General features: G+C 66.1%; 18 protein-coding genes and 1 pseudogene. 12 read left to right on the forward strand and 7 right to left on the reverse strand.

The genetic code is table 11. From position 1 onward, the window contains the following. Positions 1 to 209: 209 nt before the first annotated feature. Positions 210 to 857, reverse strand: a pseudogene (locus tag DFLDMN_RS09690) (GntR family transcriptional regulator); the annotation flags it as partial. 852 nt (positions 858 to 1,709) lie between these two features. On the opposite strand from DFLDMN_RS09690, the gene DFLDMN_RS09695 reads away from it, so the two are divergent. Next, a complete protein-coding gene (locus tag DFLDMN_RS09695) occupies positions 1,710 to 2,822 on the forward strand; it encodes a YjgN family protein (protein WP_423198249.1) in 1,113 nt (370 codons plus the stop codon). Positions 2,823 to 2,871: 49 nt separating this feature from the next. Further along, positions 2,872 to 3,927, forward strand: a complete 1,056-nt coding sequence (locus tag DFLDMN_RS09700; protein ID WP_423198250.1) for a M48 family metallopeptidase — start codon at positions 2,872 to 2,874, stop codon at positions 3,925 to 3,927. Positions 3,928 to 4,139: 212 nt separating this feature from the next. On the opposite strand, the gene ilvD is transcribed toward DFLDMN_RS09700, so the two are convergent. Next, positions 4,140 to 5,813: a dihydroxy-acid dehydratase gene (gene ilvD, locus DFLDMN_RS09705; protein ID WP_423198251.1), complete on the reverse strand. Its 1,674-nt coding sequence runs from the start codon at positions 5,811 to 5,813 to the stop codon at positions 4,140 to 4,142. Between the two features lie 161 nt (positions 5,814 to 5,974). Between ilvD and DFLDMN_RS09710 the strand changes: the two genes are divergently transcribed. Both DFLDMN_RS09710 and lgt read left to right on the forward strand, forming a co-directional pair. Beyond that, complete coding sequence (locus tag DFLDMN_RS09710) at positions 5,975 to 6,916, forward strand: LysR family transcriptional regulator (protein ID WP_423198252.1); 942 nt, start codon at positions 5,975 to 5,977, stop codon at positions 6,914 to 6,916. Between the two features lie 189 nt (positions 6,917 to 7,105). Further along, the gene (lgt, locus tag DFLDMN_RS09715; RefSeq protein ID WP_423198253.1) at positions 7,106 to 7,927 is read left to right on the forward strand and encodes a prolipoprotein diacylglyceryl transferase; all 822 of its coding nucleotides are present in this window, start codon (positions 7,106 to 7,108) and stop codon (positions 7,925 to 7,927) included. Between the two features lie 40 nt (positions 7,928 to 7,967). On the opposite strand, the gene DFLDMN_RS09720 is transcribed toward lgt, so the two are convergent. Genes DFLDMN_RS09720 through DFLDMN_RS09730 form a run of 3 tightly spaced genes read right to left on the reverse strand, consistent with a single transcriptional unit; the run spans position 7,968 to position 10,445 of the window. Beyond that, a complete protein-coding gene (locus DFLDMN_RS09720) occupies positions 7,968 to 8,456 on the reverse strand; it encodes a hypothetical protein (protein ID WP_423198254.1) in 489 nt (162 codons plus the stop codon). Further along, positions 8,453 to 8,890 carry a DNA polymerase III subunit chi gene (locus DFLDMN_RS09725; RefSeq protein WP_423198255.1) on the reverse strand — a complete coding sequence of 146 codons (438 nt, stop codon included), beginning with the start codon at positions 8,888 to 8,890 and terminating at the stop codon, positions 8,453 to 8,455. Before DFLDMN_RS09725 ends, DFLDMN_RS09720 begins: the two co-directional genes overlap by 4 nt. A 25-nt stretch (positions 8,891 to 8,915) precedes the next feature. Then, a complete protein-coding gene (locus DFLDMN_RS09730) occupies positions 8,916 to 10,445 on the reverse strand; it encodes a leucyl aminopeptidase (RefSeq protein WP_423198256.1) in 1,530 nt (509 codons plus the stop codon). Between the two features lie 167 nt (positions 10,446 to 10,612). On the opposite strand from DFLDMN_RS09730, the gene lptF reads away from it, so the two are divergent. The 4 genes from lptF (at position 10,613) to DFLDMN_RS09750 (ending at position 13,746) form a co-directional block, all read left to right on the forward strand. After that, on the forward strand, positions 10,613 to 11,746 hold the full coding sequence (gene lptF / locus DFLDMN_RS09735) for an LPS export ABC transporter permease LptF (RefSeq protein ID WP_423198257.1): 1,134 nt from the start codon (positions 10,613 to 10,615) through the stop codon (positions 11,744 to 11,746). Next, entirely contained in the window at positions 11,743 to 12,903 is a 1,161-nt protein-coding gene (gene lptG / locus DFLDMN_RS09740) for an LPS export ABC transporter permease LptG (protein WP_423198258.1), read from the forward strand. The genes lptF and lptG overlap by 4 nt, the downstream gene beginning before the upstream one ends. A 10-nt stretch (positions 12,904 to 12,913) precedes the next feature. Then, positions 12,914 to 13,315 carry a sirohydrochlorin chelatase gene (locus DFLDMN_RS09745; RefSeq protein ID WP_423198259.1) on the forward strand — a complete coding sequence of 134 codons (402 nt, stop codon included), beginning with the start codon at positions 12,914 to 12,916 and terminating at the stop codon, positions 13,313 to 13,315. Positions 13,316 to 13,575: 260 nt separating this feature from the next. Further along, a complete protein-coding gene (locus DFLDMN_RS09750) occupies positions 13,576 to 13,746 on the forward strand; it encodes a hypothetical protein (RefSeq protein WP_423198260.1) in 171 nt (56 codons plus the stop codon). A gap of 121 nt (positions 13,747 to 13,867) precedes the next feature. Here DFLDMN_RS09750 and DFLDMN_RS09755 read toward each other — a convergent pair whose 3' ends face one another. Next, on the reverse strand, positions 13,868 to 14,896 hold the full coding sequence (locus tag DFLDMN_RS09755; protein ID WP_423198261.1) for an alpha/beta hydrolase: 1,029 nt from the start codon (positions 14,894 to 14,896) through the stop codon (positions 13,868 to 13,870). A gap of 192 nt (positions 14,897 to 15,088) precedes the next feature. Then, positions 15,089 to 15,562: a MarR family winged helix-turn-helix transcriptional regulator gene (locus DFLDMN_RS09760; protein ID WP_423198262.1), complete on the reverse strand. Its 474-nt coding sequence runs from the start codon at positions 15,560 to 15,562 to the stop codon at positions 15,089 to 15,091. A gap of 127 nt (positions 15,563 to 15,689) precedes the next feature. Between DFLDMN_RS09760 and DFLDMN_RS09765 the strand changes: the two genes are divergently transcribed. Genes DFLDMN_RS09765 through arsB form a run of 4 tightly spaced genes read left to right on the forward strand, consistent with a single transcriptional unit; the run spans position 15,690 to position 18,096 of the window. Then, complete coding sequence (locus DFLDMN_RS09765) at positions 15,690 to 16,025, forward strand: ArsR/SmtB family transcription factor (protein ID WP_423198263.1); 336 nt, start codon at positions 15,690 to 15,692, stop codon at positions 16,023 to 16,025. Continuing rightward, on the forward strand, positions 16,022 to 16,504 hold the full coding sequence (locus DFLDMN_RS09770) for an ArsI/CadI family heavy metal resistance metalloenzyme (RefSeq protein WP_423198264.1): 483 nt from the start codon (positions 16,022 to 16,024) through the stop codon (positions 16,502 to 16,504). Before DFLDMN_RS09765 ends, DFLDMN_RS09770 begins: the two co-directional genes overlap by 4 nt. Before the next feature lie 17 nt (positions 16,505 to 16,521). Next, the gene (locus DFLDMN_RS09775; RefSeq protein WP_423198265.1) at positions 16,522 to 17,016 is read left to right on the forward strand and encodes an arsenate reductase ArsC; all 495 of its coding nucleotides are present in this window, start codon (positions 16,522 to 16,524) and stop codon (positions 17,014 to 17,016) included. Between the two features lie 3 nt (positions 17,017 to 17,019). Then, positions 17,020 to 18,096, forward strand: a complete 1,077-nt coding sequence (gene arsB / locus DFLDMN_RS09780; RefSeq protein WP_423198266.1) for an ACR3 family arsenite efflux transporter — start codon at positions 17,020 to 17,022, stop codon at positions 18,094 to 18,096. Positions 18,097 to 18,100 lie beyond the last annotated feature (4 nt).

The following is an 18,100-nucleotide window of genomic DNA, read 5'->3' on the forward strand; positions in this document are numbered from 1 at the left end:
GAATCGTGCGGGGACGAGGGGAGTGAAGAAAGCGAAGCAGACGGGGCCGGCGCCGGTGCACACGCCGTGGACGTGGTCGGTGCCGCCGGCCCGGCTGGCCGCGCGGTGGCGGATGCGATGGCAGACGGGCCCGCGCCTGGCATGCGCACCACGTTGCACGGCTCGCCCGCGCCTTCAGCACACCGGGCGCCCTGGCCGCCCTGCCCCCCCTCGGCACGCCCCAGCGCCCGCAGCGCCGCGCGCTGGCGCAGCACGTGAGTCTTCATCAAGGCCTCGGCACCCTCGGGGTCGTGCGCCTTGAGCGCGGAGAACACCGACAGGTGCTCGGCGCACGATTCGTGGATGCGGCCGCCGAGCCGCAGGCTCTTGTGTCGCGACAGCCGCAGCACCTTGCGCAGGTCGCTGACCACGCCGGACAGCCAACGGTTGCCCGCCAGCCGCTGGATGGCCTCGTGGATCCGGTAGTTGGTTTCGTAGTACGCGTCGATCTGCCCGGCGCGCGCGTGGCTGGCCAGCTCGTCGTGCAGGATCTCCAGCGCGTCGAGGTCGGCCTGGGTGACGTTGCGTGCGGCCTCGTAGGCGCAGCGCCCTTCGAGCAGCGCCATCAGCGGAAAGATCTCGTCAAGGTCCTGCTCCGTCAGTGCGTTGACGAAGCAGCCGCGGCGCGGCTCGAGCCGCACCAGCCCTTCGGCGACCAATACCTTGAGCGCCTCGCGCAACGGTGTGCGGGAAATGCCCAGCGAGGCGGCGAGGGCCACTTCGTCGATCCAGGCATCCGGCATCAGCACGTGATGGTCGATCATGGCCCGCAGGCGATCGGCAACCTCGAGGTACAGGGCCTGCTGGACGATCCGCATGGAATGCCTCGGCAAGTGTGGAAGCGGCTCAAGCGCCGCAATAATGCATAATTATGAGAATAAGTGCGCGTACCGCAAGCGGTGACTACCCGAACGAGGGAAAACCAGTGTGTTGCGGCGCAGACAGTGCGCAGACCGTGCGCGGACGGTGGCGTGTGATCGCCCGAGATGCCGCGCAATGGGATACGGGATGCCGGAGAGGTGCGGCGGACGGCTGCGCCCTCCCTGACGGCAGCCGCCCGCGCCTGAAAGAATTACCACGACATCTCATCGTCGACCGGCGCTCCGCCAGCCACACGTGGGCCCGGTTGATACCGGCGCTGGCCCCGCGCCTGCCCCGTTCAATCCCGTGTTACCGGGAGATGGATTTTTCCCGCTTTTCTTGCCACCCTGATCGGGATTGTCATCGCTTGTTTTTCGGTTGCGCTCCCACTCTCCCGAGCGTGTCCCCCGGTGCGCCACCGATGGCGAAACTCCCATTCTTCGCCGGTTTCTTGTAACAACCAGGATAGCGAGGAGCGTGCCAAGCAACGTAAGTGATTGATTTCATTGCATGGTGACGATTGTCGACTTGTTACAAGTGCGGGCGCGTGTAACAGAATGTTTCTCGCTCGTTACGACCTCAGACAAGCCGCGCCGGGCCATGCGGGGCCGTTTCCGCGTGCACATCGGCCGCCAGACGGCACGCTGCGCGCCAATCGGGCGCGATTGTGACGTTTTGCCGTCGTGGCGGTGCGACAATGGCGGCGACGGCGCGCCAGGACGCCGGACAAATCGGTTGCATCGGTGAAACACCGGCCACGGACGCCGTGTGCACCAGGATGCCAATGCCAGATTGGGAGACACCAGCGCATGCAACGGGATCAGGATGGGGAACACCACGGCGGCGTCGCCGCCTGCGAGGGGAAGGACGGCAAGGACAGGCAAGCGGGACATGGCGGAGATGACATCGGTGCGCAACCCCGCCCGCTACCGTTCCGCTTTACCGGATCCGGCTCGGAGTACTTCCGCATCTGGATCGTCAATACGCTGCTGACACTCGTTACGTTCGGCATCTATTCGGCGTGGGCCAAGGTCCGCACGCTGCAATACTTCTACCGCAACACGCGGCTCGATGGCGCGACCTTCGACTACCACGGCAAGCCCTTGGCCATTCTCAAGGGGCGCATCATCGTGTTCGTGCTGATCGGCGCGTTCCAGTGGCTGGGCCAGGTGCGTCCCGGCCTTGCCATCCTGTTGCTGCTGCTCGCGGCCGCCGTCATGCCGCTGCTGCTGGTGCGGTCGCTGCGCTTCCGCATGGCCAATTCGAGCTATCGCGGCCTGCGCTTTGCGTTCCGCGGCAGCGATCGCGAGGGCTACCAGGTGTTCCTGCTGTGGCCCGTGCTGACCGTGCTCTCGCTCGGTCTGCTGACGCCGTTTGCCCACCGCCGCCTCAAGCAGTTCCAGCATGGCAACACGCGCTTCGGTACGGCGCCCTTCTCGTTCGAGGCGACTGCCGGCGCGTTCTTCCGCGTCTATGCCGGCACGTCGCTGCTCGCGGTCCTGCTAGTGGGCGCCGGTGCGTTGCTGGGCGCGCTCGCGGGAGCGGTCACCGGCCATGCGGGACTGATCGCCCTGGCCGTGTCGATCGGCGTGGTGCTGAGCGTTTCGCTGGCTGCGCCGTTCTTCCGCGCACGACTGCAGAACGTGGTGTGGAACCATACGGCGCTGGCGCCGCATCGCTTTCGCAGCGACGTCGGGACCGGCCGGCTGTTCTATATCATGCTCACCAACATGATCCTGATCGCGCTGACGCTGGGGCTGTTCATGCCGTTCGCACGCGTCCGCACCGCCCGCTATTGCGTGGAGTCGATGACGCTGATGGCCGCCGGTCCGCTCGATCATTTCATCGCAGGCGAAGTCGATCAGGTCGGCGCGCTCGGAGATGCCGCGGTGGACTGGTACGACATCGATATCGCGCTCTGAACCGACCCGCCGACCGCCCGCCAACACCCACGTCCCGCCGCCGCACCGCATGGTTGCCGCCTCTTACTTCGATACGCGTTCCTCGCGCGCGCATGCCGTCGTGCTGACCGTGGCCGGCGACGATGCCGTGCTGCACGACGCCCATGGCCACGAACTGCGGCGCGCACCGCTGGCAACGCTGCGTGTGTCCGAGCGCGTGCGACGCGCGCCGCGCCTGGTCACGTTTGCCGATGGCGCTTACTGCGAAATCGCCGACCACGCCGCGCTCGACGCGCTGCTCGCCGCCACCGGCCATCGCGAGGGCTGGGTCGCGCGCGCGCATAACAGCTGGCGGCTGGTCGGCATGGCCGCCGCGGGACTGCTGGCCGCCTGCGTGTTCTGCTACTACGTGGTGCTGCCTTGGGGCGCCAGCGTGGTGGCCGACGCCGTGCCGCCGGCGCTCGAGGCGCAACTGGGCCGCAACACGCTCGCCACGCTCGACCAGCGCATCGTGCGGCCGAGCCGATTGCCGCCCGCGACGCAGCAGGGCATTCGCGACGACTTTGCCGCGCTCAAGCTGCCGGAGCCTGCCGGGCTGCGCTACGACGTCCAGTTCCGTGCGGGGGGACCACTCGGCGCCAACGCGCTCGCGCTGCCGGGCGGCACCATCGTGGTTACCGACGAACTGGTCGCGCTGGCGGGCACCGGCGCAGGCCTGATGGGCGTGCTGGCGCATGAAGCGGGCCATGTAGCGCAGCGGCATGGCTTGCAGCAGATCATCCAGGCCTCGGCTATCGGCGCGGCGACAGCCTATGTGTTCGGGGATTTTTCGACCCTGCTCGCGGGCGTACCGGCCGCGCTGCTGACGCTGCGCTATTCGCGCGAACATGAGCGCGAGGCCGATGCCTATGCGCTGGACGCGATGCGGCACAACCGACTGCCGGTGTCGGCGTTCGCGGACGTATTGCAAAAGCTCGAGGACGCGCACGCGCGCGGAAGCAGCGGCACTGGCGCGGCGGAACCGGACCGCCGGCGCCGTGAGGGGGACGACCGGGACGAGGGCTTCTTCTCCACGCACCCGCTGACGCGCGAGCGTATCGAGTCGATCCGCGCGGGTGGCGCCTGACCGCACGCCCGCGCGCCCACGTACGCCAACCGGCGCTGGCCCGCCGGTGCGGCCCGGGCCGGCCGCGCCGCGGCAAATGGAAAGGCCCGCCACAGGGCGGGCCTTCTTGCACGACATCGCGTGACGCTACGTGACGACGCTACTTGATGTCACGTGATGTCACGTGATGTCACGAAACGCCGTGCGAGGTGCGCGGCGTTGCCGGGACCGCGTCAGTCCGTCACCGCGCCCTTGCTGGCCGTCGACGCCAGCTTGGCGAACTTGGCCAGCACGCCACGCGTATAGCGCGCGGCCGGTTGCTTCCACGCGGCGCGGCGGCGCGCCAGCTCGGCATCGTCCACGTTCAGCTGCAGCAGCAGCTGGTGCGCGTCGATGGTGATCGAGTCGCCTTCCTGCACCAGGGCGATGGTGCCGCCCACGTAAGCTTCCGGGGCAACGTGACCCACCACCATGCCCCAGGTACCGCCCGAGAAGCGACCGTCGGTGATAAAGCCGACCGATTCGCCAAGGCCCTTGCCGATGATGGCCGAGGTCGGCGCCAGCATTTCCGGCATGCCCGGGCCACCCTTGGGGCCGAGGTAGCGCAGCACGAGGATGTCGCCGGCCTTGATCTTGTCCGACAGGATCGCGTCCATCGCGCTCTGCTCGTCGTCGAACACACGCGCCGGGCCGGTGATGACGGGATTCTTCAGCCCGGTGATCTTGGCGACCGCGCCTTCCTCGGCCAGGTTGCCCTTGAGGATGGCGAGGTGGCCCTGCTTGTACAGCGCCTTCTCGATCGGCAGGATCACGTTCTGGTCGGCGCGCGGCTGGTCGGGCACGTCGGCCAGTTCCTCGGCCAGCGTGCGGCCGGTGATGGTCAGGCAATCGCCATGCAGCAGGCCGGCGTTGAGCAGGATCTTGAGCACTTGCGGAATGCCGCCCGCGCGATGCAGATCGGTGGCCACGTACTGGCCCGACGGCTTGAGGTTGCAGATCACCGGCACCTGGCGGCGGATGCGCTCGAAGTCGTCGATGGTCCATTCCACCTCGGCGGCGTGGGCGATGGCCAGGTAGTGCAGCACGGCGTTGGTCGAGCCGCCCGTCGCCATGATCAGCGTGACGGCGTTCTCGATCGATTTGCGGGTGATGATGTCGCGCGGCTTGATGTCCTTCTTGATCGCTTCGTACAGGACGCGCGCCGACGCGGCGGCGCTGTCGACCTTTTCCTGGTCCGGATTGGCCATGGTCGACGAATACATCAGCGACATGCCGAGCGCTTCGAACGACGAGCTCATCGTGTTGGCGGTGTACATGCCACCGCACGAGCCCGACGACGGGCAGGCGTTCTTCTCCACGCCTTCGAAATCTTCCTGGCTCATGCGGCCGGCCGTGAATTCGCCGACGGCCTCGAACGCCGACACGATGGTCAGGTCCTTGCCCTTCCAGTTGCCCGGCTTGATGGTGCCGCCATAGACGTAGATGCCCGGCACGTTGGTGCGGGCCAGCGCGATCATGCCGCCCGGCATGTTCTTGTCGCAGCCGCCGACCACCAGCACGCCGTCCATCCACTGGCCCTGCACCGCGGTCTCGATGCAGTCGGCAATGACTTCACGCGAGATCAGCGAGAACTTCATGCCCTCGGTGCCCATCGACATGCCGTCGGAGATGGTCGGGGTGCCGAAAATTTGCGGGTTGGCGCCGGCTTCCTTGATGGCCGCCACGGCGGCGTCCGCCAGGCGTTGCAGACCCGAGTTGCAGGGGGTGATGGTCGAATGGCCGTTGGCGATGCCGATCATCGGCTTGTCGAAATCTTCCTTCTCGTAGCCGAGGGCGTAGTACATCGACCGGTTGGGCGAGCGGGCCACGCCCTGCGTGATGTGCTGGGAGCGCTTGTTGTATGCCATGGTGGGGAATCTCCGGGGGAATCTGGCGGGGCAGCCGGGGCCGGCCTTGGGGGCCGGCGACCTGTTGCATCGTTTGTGGGCGACAGCATGCCGCTTGCGTTTTGGTGTGTCAAATATATTATTTGACCTTTATTGAGTCGATAAACATATCAGGAGCGGCTGTGGACCTGCGCCAGTTGCGGTACTTCGTCACGGTGGCCGAAGAGTTGCATTTCGGCCGTGCGGCGCGGCGGCTGGCCATGACTCAGCCGCCGCTGTCGCAGCAGATCCAGGCGCTGGAGGAGGAGATCGGCGTCCAGCTGTTCGCGCGCACGCGCCGCTCGGTCATGCTTACGCCGGCCGGACAGCAATGGCTGCCCGAGGTGCGGCGCGTACTGGCCGATGCCGCCGCCCTGCCCGGGCTGGCGCAGCGGCTCGCGCGCGGCGAGATCGGCTCGTTGAACCTGGCCTTCGTCAGCACCGCCGACTACGGCATCCTGCCCGACCTGCTGCGGCACTTCCGCGCGCGGCATGCGGAGGTGCAACTGCATCTGCGCGAGGCCACCAGCGATGTCCAGCTCGATGCGCTGATGGACGGCGCCATCGATGCCGGGCTCGTGATCCGGCCGCAACTGCCCGTCATGCCGCATGGCCTGTCGTATCTGCCGCTGGTGCGCGAGCCGCTGGTGCTTGCCGTGCCGGACGGCTGGCGCCCGCGCGGCCATGGCGCCGGCACCGCCGCACCGCCGGCGATCGCGCTGCGCGATGCCGCGCACGAGCCGCTGATCATCTTCCCGCGCAGAAGCGCGCCAGCGTTTTATGACATCATTACGGGCTACTACGCCCGCGACGGGCTGGTGCCCGCGATCGCGCAGGAAGCCATCCAGATGCAGACCATCGTCAGCCTCGTCTCGGCCGGCATGGGCGTGGCGCTGGTGCCGGCGTCGCTGTGCAACCTGCGGCGGACCGGCGTGTCATACCTGAGGTTGCGCGACGCCGGTCCCGATATCGAGACCGGGCTGGTCTGGCGCGAGGGTGCGGCGGGCGTGGCGCCGGTGCTGCGGTCGTTTATCGATATCGCGACCGAGGTGGCCGCCGGCATTGCGGCCGACGGTGTTGAATGATGCATGACCGTGGCGTAACCGTGGTGTAACTCGTGGCGTAACCATGGAGCAAACGAAGGCGCCCCGGCTGACCCAGCGCCATCGGGCTGACGCACGACGCTGGCATAACAACGATATTGCGATACAAGACCCTGGCCGCGCAGTCGCGGTAATACGCCGACCGCGCGGACCACACCTACTCTCCCAACCATGCTCGTTCATCCGCAATTCGACCCGGTCGCCATTCACCTGGGACCGCTGGCCATCCGCTGGTACGGCCTGATGTACCTGGCCGCCTTCCTCATGTTCCTGTGGCTGGGTCGCCTGCGCGTGCGGCAGCCGCATAACCTGGCGCGCGGCTGGTCGCCGCGCGACCTGGACGACATGCTGTTCTTCGGTGTACTGGGCGTGATACTCGGCGGGCGGCTCGGCTACGTGCTGTTCTACAAGCCGACCTACTACTTCTCGCACCCGCTCGAGATCTTCAAGGTATGGGAAGGCGGCATGGCCTTCCATGGCGGCTTTCTCGGCGTGCTGGTGGCGGTCTGGATCTTTGCGCGGCTGCGCGACCGCAGCTTCTTCGAGGTCACCGATTTCATCGCACCGCTGATCCCTTGCGGCCTGGCCGCGGGCCGCATCGGCAATTTCATCAATGGCGAGTTGTGGGGCCGGCCCACCGACCTGCCGTGGGGCATGATCTTCCCGCAGGCCGGCGACAATATCCCGCGTCATCCGTCACAGCTGTACCAGTTTGCCGGCGAAGGCGTGGCGCTGTTCATCATTCTCTGGCTATTCTCGCGCAAGCCCCGTCCCACCGCCGCGGTGTCCGGTGTGTTCCTGATCGGCTACGGCGTATTCCGCTTTCTCGCCGAATTCGCGCGCGAGCCGGATAACTTCCTCGGATTGCTGGCGCTCAACTTCTCGATGGGCCAGTGGTTGAGCCTGCCGATGATCGTGGCCGGGCTGGTGATGACGACCTGGGCCTACCGCCGCGCCGCCAAGGCCGGCACGGCAGATAACGCGCGGGCCTGACGGCCGGATCGGCCGTGGGGCCCTGCTCCCTATGGCCTGCCTACATCCCGCCCGGGTCGCGCTCGATTTCCTCAAGCGTGGCGTCGAGCCATTCCACCAGGCGCGCTTCCAGCGCCTGCGTCAACTCGCTGGCGAGCTGCGCGGTCAGCGGCGCCAGCCGCGACTGCAGCGTGGCTTCCGTATGCGCTTCCACCACCTGCGGCCATTCCGTACGGAACCGCATCATCACGCGCGTCAGCAGTTCACTGCGCACCGCGCGCAGGTCGTCTTCGCCTGAGAGAAACGGCGTGGCATCGATGATCGGCGGGCCGTCGTCTTCCGGCTGCGCGGACGGCTCCATGGTCTGGCCCACCTGCGTCACCACGCCCGAGGCCGGCATAGCGGCGGTGTCGATCACGCTGCCGGCCTGTGCTGCCTGCGCGAGCTCGGCCGCCGGCGTGGCCGGCAGGTCGATCACCTCGGTCAGCAGCGGAATATTGTCGTTGGGTCCGTGGCGCGGAATCACCCGCGACGTGGTGCGTTCGCTCATGTCGACTCTCCTCGGGCGGCCTGCCCGATGTCGTGGTGCGTGAGCGGATAGCCCCGCTCGCGATAGAAGCGATACCGCGCGCGACCCGCGTCGCGCGCTTCGGGCGAGTCGCCCACCACCTCGATCAACCGTTCGAAGCTCGCAAACTGCGCGGGCGCGGCGTCGCCGAGGTTGACCAGGATCTGGTGGTGAGGCACGGCCTCCAGCGTGGCGGCCAGCACGATGGGCGTGCTGGCCGCATGCGGACTGTCGAGCCCGCAATGCGGCAGGAAGTCGAGCGCCGAGAACGTCCACAGCTGCTGGTCCAGGCGCGCCAGCTGCTGAGACCCGCCGTGCACGACCACCCTCTGCCCCGCGCCATAGGCCTTGCGGACCAGCCGGCAGACATAGGCCAGGGTGTCCGGCACGTTGCTGTGAAAGTCGATGCGCGTCATCGTGTGTGCCTGCCCTCGCGCGGCCTCAACCGGCGCGATCCATCAGGAAGCGCGTCAATAACGGCACCGGGCGGCCCGTCGAGCCCTTGGCCGCGCCGCTCTTCCAGGCGGTACCGGCGATATCGAGGTGAGCCCAGTCGTACTTGTCGGTGTAACGCGCCAGGAAGCAGGCCGCGGTCACGCTGCCAGCCGGACGGCCGCCGATATTGGCCATGTCCGCGAAGTTCGACTTGAGCTGGTCCTGGTATTCGTCGTCGAGCGGCATGCGCCAGGCCGTATCCATCGATTTGCGGCCGGCCTCGAGCAGCTGGTCGGCCAGCTGGTCGTTACGCGCATAGAGGCCGCTGTTGACGTGGCCGAGCGCGATGATGCAGGCGCCCGTCAGGGTGGCCACATCGATCACCGCGGCTGGCTTGAAGCGCTCCACATAGGTCAGCGCGTCGCACAGGATCAGGCGGCCTTCGGCGTCGGTATTGAGGATCTCGATGGTCTGGCCCGACATGCTGGTGACCACGTCGCCCGGCTTGGTGGCCACGCCGCTCGGCATGTTCTCGCAGGTCGGCACCACGGCAATGACGTTCAGGCGCAGGCCCATCTCGGCCACGGCCTGGATGGTGCCGAGCACCGAGGCCGCGCCGCACATGTCGTATTTCATTTCGTCCATGCCTTCGCCCGGCTTCAGCGAAATGCCGCCGGTATCGAAGGTGATGCCCTTGCCGACCAGCACCACCGGCGCCTGCTTGGCGCCCGCGCCGTCGTAGCGCAGCACGATGAACTGCGGCGGCTCCTCGCTGCCCTTGGTCACGGCCAGGAAGGCGCCCATCTTGAGCGCCTCGATCTGCTTGCGGCCCAGGATCTCGGCCTTGAGCTTGTGGCGCTTGGCAATGCCGCGCGCGGCGTTGGCCAGATAGGTCGGCGTGCAGATGTTGGACGGCAGGTTGCCGAGGTCACGCGCCAGCTCCATGCCGTTGCCGATGGCCGTGCCACGCACCACCGCCTGGGTGGCCGCCTTGGCGTCGGCGCTGTCCACGGCCAGCACGATCTTGCGCAGGCTCTGCTTGTCGTTGGCGCCCGCCTTCGGTGCACGCTTGAGGTCGGGATGGCGCTCCATGAGGCGATAGCCGGCATCGCGCACCAGCGTGATGGTGGTGATCACCGCCCAGGCCACGTCGCGCTGGTGCGGCGCCTGTTGCGCCAGCGCCCACAGCGCCGTGGCGGCACGCGTGGCGGAGACCGCACGCACCGCCGTGCGCACGGCCTCGGCAAAGGCCTTGTCGTGGAAATCGGCTTCCTTGCCCAGACCCACCAGCAGCACGCGCGCGGCGCCGATGCCGGGCACTTCGTGCAGCATCAGGTGCGTGCCGCGCTTGCCTTCGAAATCGCCTTGTTTTACCAGACGTGCCACCAGCCCCTTGGTGGCCACGTCGAGCGCCTTGGCCACGCCGGCAAGGCTCTGGCCCTCGAACAGCCCGACCACCAGGCAATCGGTCTTGGTCGCCAGGAAACCATTTTGGCCGGCTTTGCTCCAATCCAGGGCTTTTGTGCTAAATTCCATCGCGCTTCCTTCCAGGGGCTCGTCGAAAAGAAAGCCCCCATTATCCGCGATTTTCATCCGCGACTCGCCACCGCCGAAATGCCACGCTGACAGTCCCGCGGTCCTGCCAGCTCCGTCGGCGGCCGGCACATCGCCCGCTCCGGCCGGCAGCCCGGAACCGACTCCGCATGATCTTTCAACAAGCCCTGCGACGCGAGCTCGCCTACACCGCCGGTGCGGTGTTCCTGGTGATGCTGACCTTCATGCTCACGTCGCTCGTGATCCGCATCCTGGGGCTCGCCGCCAACGGCAAGGCCAGCCCCAACGACGTGCTGATGCTGATCGGCCTGGCGACGATCGGCTACCTGTCGATCCTGCTCTCCGCCACGCTGTTCATCTCCACCCTGATCGTGCTGACGCGCTGGTACAAGGACTCCGAGATGGTGGTGTGGTTCTCCGCCGGTATCTCGCTGCGCGACTTCGTCAGGCCGGTCCTGCAGTTCGCCACCCCGTTCATCATCATGTCCCTGCTGCTGGGCATGTTCGCCTGGCCGTGGGCCAACCAGCAGAGCGCACTGTTCCGCGATCGCTTCCAGCAGCGCGGGGTGCTCTCGATGATCGCCTCGGGCCGCTTCATCGAGCCCGCCAATGGCAACTATGTGCTGTTCATCGAGGGCATCGACGCGCAGATGAAGAACGCGCAGAACGTCTTCGTCGCCAACGCCGAGGCCAACAAGGTGGGCGTGGCGCTGTCGCACCAGGGCCACTTCGAAACCGCGCCCAACGGCGACCGCCTGGTGGTCATGGAACACGGGCGCCGCTATGCCGGCACGCCGGGGCAGCTCGACTACCGCATTCTCGAGTTCGAACGCTACGCGGTGAAGGTCGATAACAAGCCGCCCGAGACCGAGGCCGATGTGCCGGCCAAGAGCCGCCTGACCATCGACCTGCTGCGCAATCCCACGCGCGAGAACCTGGGCGAGCTGCTGTGGCGCCTGTCGTTGCCGATTCTCGCCTTCAACTTCGTGATGATCGCGATTCCGCTTGCGTACGTGAACCCGCGTCTGGGCCGCTACACGCCGCTGGTCTTTGCCGTGCTGATCTACCTGACCTACAGCAACATGATCAACCTGGCACAGGCCTGGGTGCGCTCGGGCTCGCTGTCTTTCTGGATGGCGCTGTGGCCGATCCACGTGGCCGTGTTCGTCGGGGCGCTGATGATGTTCCGCTACCGCCAGAACCGTAGTCTGGGTGGTTGGCGCGCCGTGTTCGGCCTTGGCACCCGCCGCGCCGGCGTCCGCGCCAAGGGAGGCCGGGCATGAAGGTGCTGCAGGTCTACGAGCGGTATTTCGCCCGCCTCATCTATGGCGTGTTCGCGTTCATCCTGTTCGCGGTGCTCGCGCTGTTCGTGTTCTTCGACATGCTCAACGAGCTGGAGAGCGTGCAAGGCGGCTACACCTCGCTGATCGCGTTCTTCCACGTCATGCTGGAGGCACCGACGCGCGTCTACGAGGTGCTGCCGATCGCGGTGCTGATCAGCGCGATCTACGTGTTCTCGCAGCTCGCCAGCCAGTCTGAGTACACCATCTTCCGCGTGGCCGGCCTCAATACTCGGCAGGCGCTGTTCTCGCTGTTCAAGCTCGCGGTGCCGCTTGCCATCACCACGTTCATCTTCGGCGAATTTATCGGCCCCGCGGCCGAGCAATATGCGCAGAAGATCAAGCTGCAGGCGATCGGCGCGACGGTGTCGTCTGGCTTCCGCTCCGGGGTGTGGGTCAAGGACCGCGACAAGGACAATACCCCCGGGGCCACCGGCGAGGTCACGCGCTTCGTCAACGTGCAGGGCCTCAAGGCGGATCAGAGCATCCATGGCATCACGATCTACGAGTTCGACAGCAACTATCGCCTGCGCGTGATTCGCGTGGCGCAGGAAGCCCGTTACCAGGGCGGCCAGGCATGGCAGCTGAACCAGGTCAACGAGACCCGCTTTATCGAACTGCCGCGCGGCGACGGGGCGCATCGCGACGCGCTCGCGCCGGACTTCCGCGCGGAGCAGGCCAAGTTCCCGAACATGGTCATGCATTCCGAACTGACGCCGCAGATCCTGTCCGTGCTGCTGGTCACGCCGGAGCGCATGTCGACGCTCGACCTGTTCCGCTATATCCGCCACCTGCGCGACAACAAGCAGGATACGCAGCGCTACGAGATCGCGTTCTGGAAGAAGGTGGTCTATCCGCTCACGCTGTTCGTGATGGTGGCGCTGGCGCTGCCGTTCGCGTACCTCCATGCGCGCGCGGGCGCCGTGGGCGTGAAGGTGTTCGGCGGCATCATGCTCGGGCTGTCCTTCCACCTGTCCAACACGCTGTTCTCGCACGTGGGCCTGCTGCATACCTGGCCGCCGATCATCTCGGCGCTGGTGCCCGGCACGCTCTACCTGCTGGTGGGGCTGACGGCGCTACGCTGGGTCGATCGCCATTGACGCGGCCGACATGGAGCCCACCATCGGTACCGACATGGCCACCACCCGAGCCCTGATTCTGTTTGCCCACGGCGCGCGCGATGCGCGCTGGCGCGAACCGTTCGACCGCCTGCACGACAAGCTCGTCGCGCAGTTGCCGCAATGCGCGGTGCGGCTGGCCTTCCTTGAACTGATGTCGCCCTCGCTGCCGGAGGTACTGGCGCAACTGGCCGCGGATGGCGCCCACGATGTCACGATCGTGCCGGTGTTCTTCGGTCAGGGCGGACATCTGCGTCGCGACCTGCCGGCACTGGTGGCGCAATGCCGCCAGCAATACCCTGCCATGCGCATTCACAGCGCAGCCGCGGTCGGTGAAGCCGACAGTGTGCTCGACGCGATTGCGTCCTACTGCGCCGCCACCCTGCAGCCCTGAGCCGCGCGCCGCGCACGGCATCTGCGCCACCCGCGCGCGCCCCTCAAACCCACCCGCCGAGAGGGGTATTCGCCCGAGTCGTCGATGCGGCGATTCTTCTGGGCAAAAAAAACATCACAACATGAATTTTTCTGCCAATCACACCAGGCTGCCGGTCGCGGGCCGTGATGTATTTTTTGCCGTTGATGTCGATATCACTGTTACAGAGACGAATGGTCCGTCTCTTGCACGAAGGTTTTGAACTCCGCATTGTCCGTTCGATGTTCGATCAATCCCCGTTATATGCGGAGCTGCTGGCGCCCGATACGGCCTGTATCGTCGAAACGGTGCCGTTATGGCGACTGAAGAAGCTCGTCGATACCGGGCAGGTCCGCCCCGACACCGGCTCTCTTGCCACGGCCACGCATATCGTCCTTGAGCGGACGCCATAGCGGCCGCTCGCCCGCGCATGGTCGCCCGATAGCATCGCTGGCGGCTTCCGGCCTTCGCATGAAGCACCGGGCGGCGCGCGATCGCGCGCCGCCCGGACCGGTCCGCTAATGCGTCAGTGCCTCAACGCAGGTGTTCCTTGAGCTCGTTGCCGGCCTGGCGCATCGCCGTCTGCACCGCGGGCACGGTACTCACGACGTTGAGCAGACCGTAGTCGTGGATCATGCCGTCGTAGCGCGTCACCGTAACCGGGACGCCGGCGTCATCGAGCTTACGGCCATACGCCTCGCCTTCGTCGCGCAGCACGTCCTTTTCCGCGACCTGGATCAGCGTGGGCGGCAGGCCCTTCAGTTCGGTGACACTGGCGCGCAGCGGCGACGCATAGTACTCGGCGCGTTGCTTCGGATCGGTGGTGTAGTTATCCCAGAACCACTTCATCATGTTGCGGGTCAGGAAGTGGCCCTGCTGGAACTCGTGATACGAACCCGTCTCGAAGCTGGCATCGGTCACGGGCCAGAGCAGCAGTTGATAGCGCAGCTTCGGCCCACCCTTGTCCTTGGCCATCAGCGCCACCGACGTGGCCATGTTGCCGCCCACGCTGTTGCCCGCGATCGCCAGGCGCGAGCCATCCACGTTGATCTCCTTGCCGTGCTCGGCCACCCATTTGGTCGCGGCGTAGATCTGGTTGATCGCCACCGGATAGCGCGCTTCCGGCGACGGCGTGTAGTTGACGAATACCGCCACCGCGCCGGAATAGTTGACGAGGTCGCGCACCAGCCGTTCATGCGTGGGGAAGTCCCCCAGCACCCAGCCACCGCCGTGGATGAACATGAATGCAGGCAGCGTGGCCCTGGCACCCGCCGGCCGCACGATGGTCAGCGAGATGTCCTGGCCGTCGGCGTGGATGGTCTTCTGCTGGACCTCGGCCTTCGGCAACTGGAGCTTCACGCCCGCCTGCGCGCCGCTCAGCACCGCACGTGCGTCCTGCGGGCTCAGCTGTTCGATCGGCTTGCCGCCGCCGGCTTCGAGCGCCTGCAGGAACGCCTGCGTGTTGTGTTCGACGCCGGGACTCCCCGCGGCGTGGGCAACGGAACCGGTGGCGGCGACGAGGCCGAACACAGCGGCGGCAACGGCTTTACGAACGGACTTCATGTTTCAACTCCTTGGTTGTGTTGGAGGCAAACTTGCCATTTAAATAGTTCGCGTTTAAATCGCGCGCTATATATTTACCATGGAACAACAGAGGCTCGCGCGCCGTTCCGGGCGGACCCAGCCGGCCGCGCGCGGGCAATCATTCCATCATGCCGACCACGACAATCACGGCAATCACGGCAATCACGACAATCACGACGATGCATCGTCGGCAAAACGCGCTCGCAGGACATCGAGTTCGGCACCGAGCTGGGCGAGCTTCTGGTCGCTGCAAGCGGACGCGCACAGCACCGACTCCGGCACCGACTTCGCACGTGCCTGTAACGCGCGCCCGGCCGTGGTCAGGCGGATGATCACCTGGCGCTCGTCCTTGCTGCTGCGTTCGCGCGTCACCAGGCCCTGCGCTTCCATGCGCTTGAGCAGCGGCGTAAGCGTGGCCGAATCGAGGAACAGGCGGGCACCGATCTCCGATACCGTCAGTTCGTCGGACTCCCACAGCACGATCATGACCAGATACTGCGGATAGGTCAGCTCCAGCGGCGCCAGCAGCTTGCGGTACAGCTTGTTCAGTGCAAGCGAGGTGGCGTACACCGAAAAGCAGAACTGGTGCTCCAGCAACTGGGAGACGCCCTTGTCTTGCGTTTGCGATGAATGTTTGGTGTCCATGGCGTGAATATATATCGTGCGCTATTCAATAGCAAGCAATTTTTACCGCTTCAACACTGGCTTGCCCTCGCCCACTGTCACACAAGTTTCACTGGGCTGATTTCCATAATTCGAATATAGTGGAAACATGGAAACCAAAAACGCCCTCGAAGCGCTTGCCGCGCTTGCCCATGCGATCCGCCTGTCCGTGTTCCGCCTGCTGGTCCAGGCCGGACCGGCCGGCCTGCCCGCCGGCCGCATCGCCGAGCTGATGGAGATGCCGGCGTCGTCGCTGTCGTTCCACCTCAAGGAATTGCACCGTGCCGGCTTGCTGTCCAGCCGCCAGGACGGTCGCTCGATCATTTACATGGCTCAGTTCGAGACCATGAACGCCTTGCTGGGGTACCTCACGGAAAACTGCTGCAGCGGCAATCCGTGCGCCCCCGTATCCCCCTGTGTCGTCGCCCCGGAGTCCCGATCATGAAACGCTTTCACGTACACGTCAGCGTCGCAGACCTGTCCGCGAGCATCCGCTACTACTCTGCGCTGTTTGCCGCCGAACCCACCGTGGTCAAGCCCGACTACGCCAAGTGGATGCTGGAAGACCCGCGCGTCAACTTCGCGATCTCCGCCCGGGGCGCGGAGCCCGGTGTGGATCATCTCGGCTTCCAGACCGATGACGCCGCCGAGCTGGCCGAACTGAAGCAGCGCGCCGCAGCGGCCGACATGGCGCTGCAGGACGAAGGCGAGACCAGCTGCTGCTATGCGCGCAGCGACAAGTACTGGCTGACCGATCCGCAGGGCATCGCGTGGGAGCAATTCCACACGCTCGGCGATGTTCCCGTGTATGGCGAGTCGCGCCAGATCGAAGCCGGCGGCGAGGCGTCGGCCTGCTGCGCCCCGCGCGCGCCGAAGGGCAAGCCCGTCGGCATCGCGGTCAACGGCAAGTCGTCCTGCTGCTGACGAGGACGACGACTGTCATGACCACCAACGTACTGATCCTTTGCACCCATAACTCGGCCCGCAGTGTGCTGAGCGAAGGCATGCTCAATCTCCTCGCACAGCAATTGGGGCGCGATGTGCGCGCCTACAGCGCAGGGAGCACGCCCAGTGGCCGCATCAACCCGTTTGCGATCGACGTCCTGGGCCACGCCGGCGTGGACGTGCACGCCTTCCGCAGCAAGAGCTGGGACGAATTCATCGGCCCGGACGCGCCGCGCATGCGCATCGTCATCACGGTGTGCGATAGCGCTGCCGCGGAAACTTGCCCGTACTGGCCCGGCAGCCCGGTCAAGGTGCACTGGGGCTACCCCGATCCCTCCCATACCGAGGGTAGCGACGAGAAGAAGCGCCAGGCATTCGAACTGACCCGGCAGGCGATTGCGTATCGCATGCTGCAACTGCTGTTGCTGCCGCTGGAGGACATGACCGACGCCGAGTTGCAGGAAACGCTGCAGCGTCTGGCGAGGAGCTGATCCATGGGCAGTCAGAATGTCACCGCCGCGGGCGAGGCGGCCGCCAGGCCCGCCATCGGCTTTTTCGAACGCTACCTGACCGTCTGGGTCGCGCTGTGCATCGTGGTCGGCATTGGGTTGGGCCAGGTGCTGCCCGCGGTCTTCCAGGCCATCGGCCGCATGGAGTATGCGCAGGTGAACCTGCCGGTCGGCCTGCTGATCTGGATCATGATCATTCCGATGCTGGTCAAGATCGACTTCGGCGCGCTGGGCCAGGTCAGATCGCATTGGCGCGGCATCGGCGTGACGCTGTTCATCAACTGGGCGGTCAAGCCGTTCTCGATGGCGCTGCTCGGCTGGCTCTTTATCCGCCATCTGTTTGCCCCGCTGTTGCCCGCCGACCAGCTCGACAGTTACGTAGCGGGCCTGATTCTGCTGGCCGCCGCACCGTGTACCGCGATGGTGTTCGTGTGGAGCCAGCTGTGCAAGGGCGATCCGTATTTCACGCTGTCGCAGGTGGCGCTGAACGACGCCATCATGGTGGTCGCGTTCGCACCGGTGGTGGCGCTGCTGCTGGGGCTATCCTCCATCACCATCCCGTGGGATACACTGCTCACGTCGGTGGCGCTCTATATCGTGGTGCCGGTCGTTATTTCGCAGGTGCTGCGCAAGATGCTGCTGGCGCGCGGCGTGGCCCATTTCCAGCGTGTGGTGCAGCGCCTCGGCCCGTACTCGATCACGGCATTGCTGCTTACGCTGGTCCTGCTGTTTGCCTTCCAGGGCAAGGCCATCATCGATCAGCCGCTGGTGATCGCGTTGCTGGCGGTGCCGATCCTGATCCAGGTGTTCTTCAACTCCGGACTGGCCTACCTGCTGAACCGCAAGCTTGGCGTGGCCCACTGCGTGGCGGGACCCTCCAGCCTGATCGGCGCGAGCAATTTCTTCGAGCTGGCCGTTGCCACCGCCATCAGCCTGTTCGGTTTCCAGTCTGGCGCCGCGCTGGCGACCGTCGTGGGGGTGCTGATCGAAGTGCCCGTCATGCTGCTGGTCGTGAGCATCGTCAACCGTTCCCAACGCTGGTACGAGGCCGCCGCCGACTGAGCGC

Source organism: Cupriavidus sp. H19C3, from assembly GCF_049393815.1.
Classification (GTDB): Bacteria; Pseudomonadota; Gammaproteobacteria; order Burkholderiales; family Burkholderiaceae; genus Cupriavidus.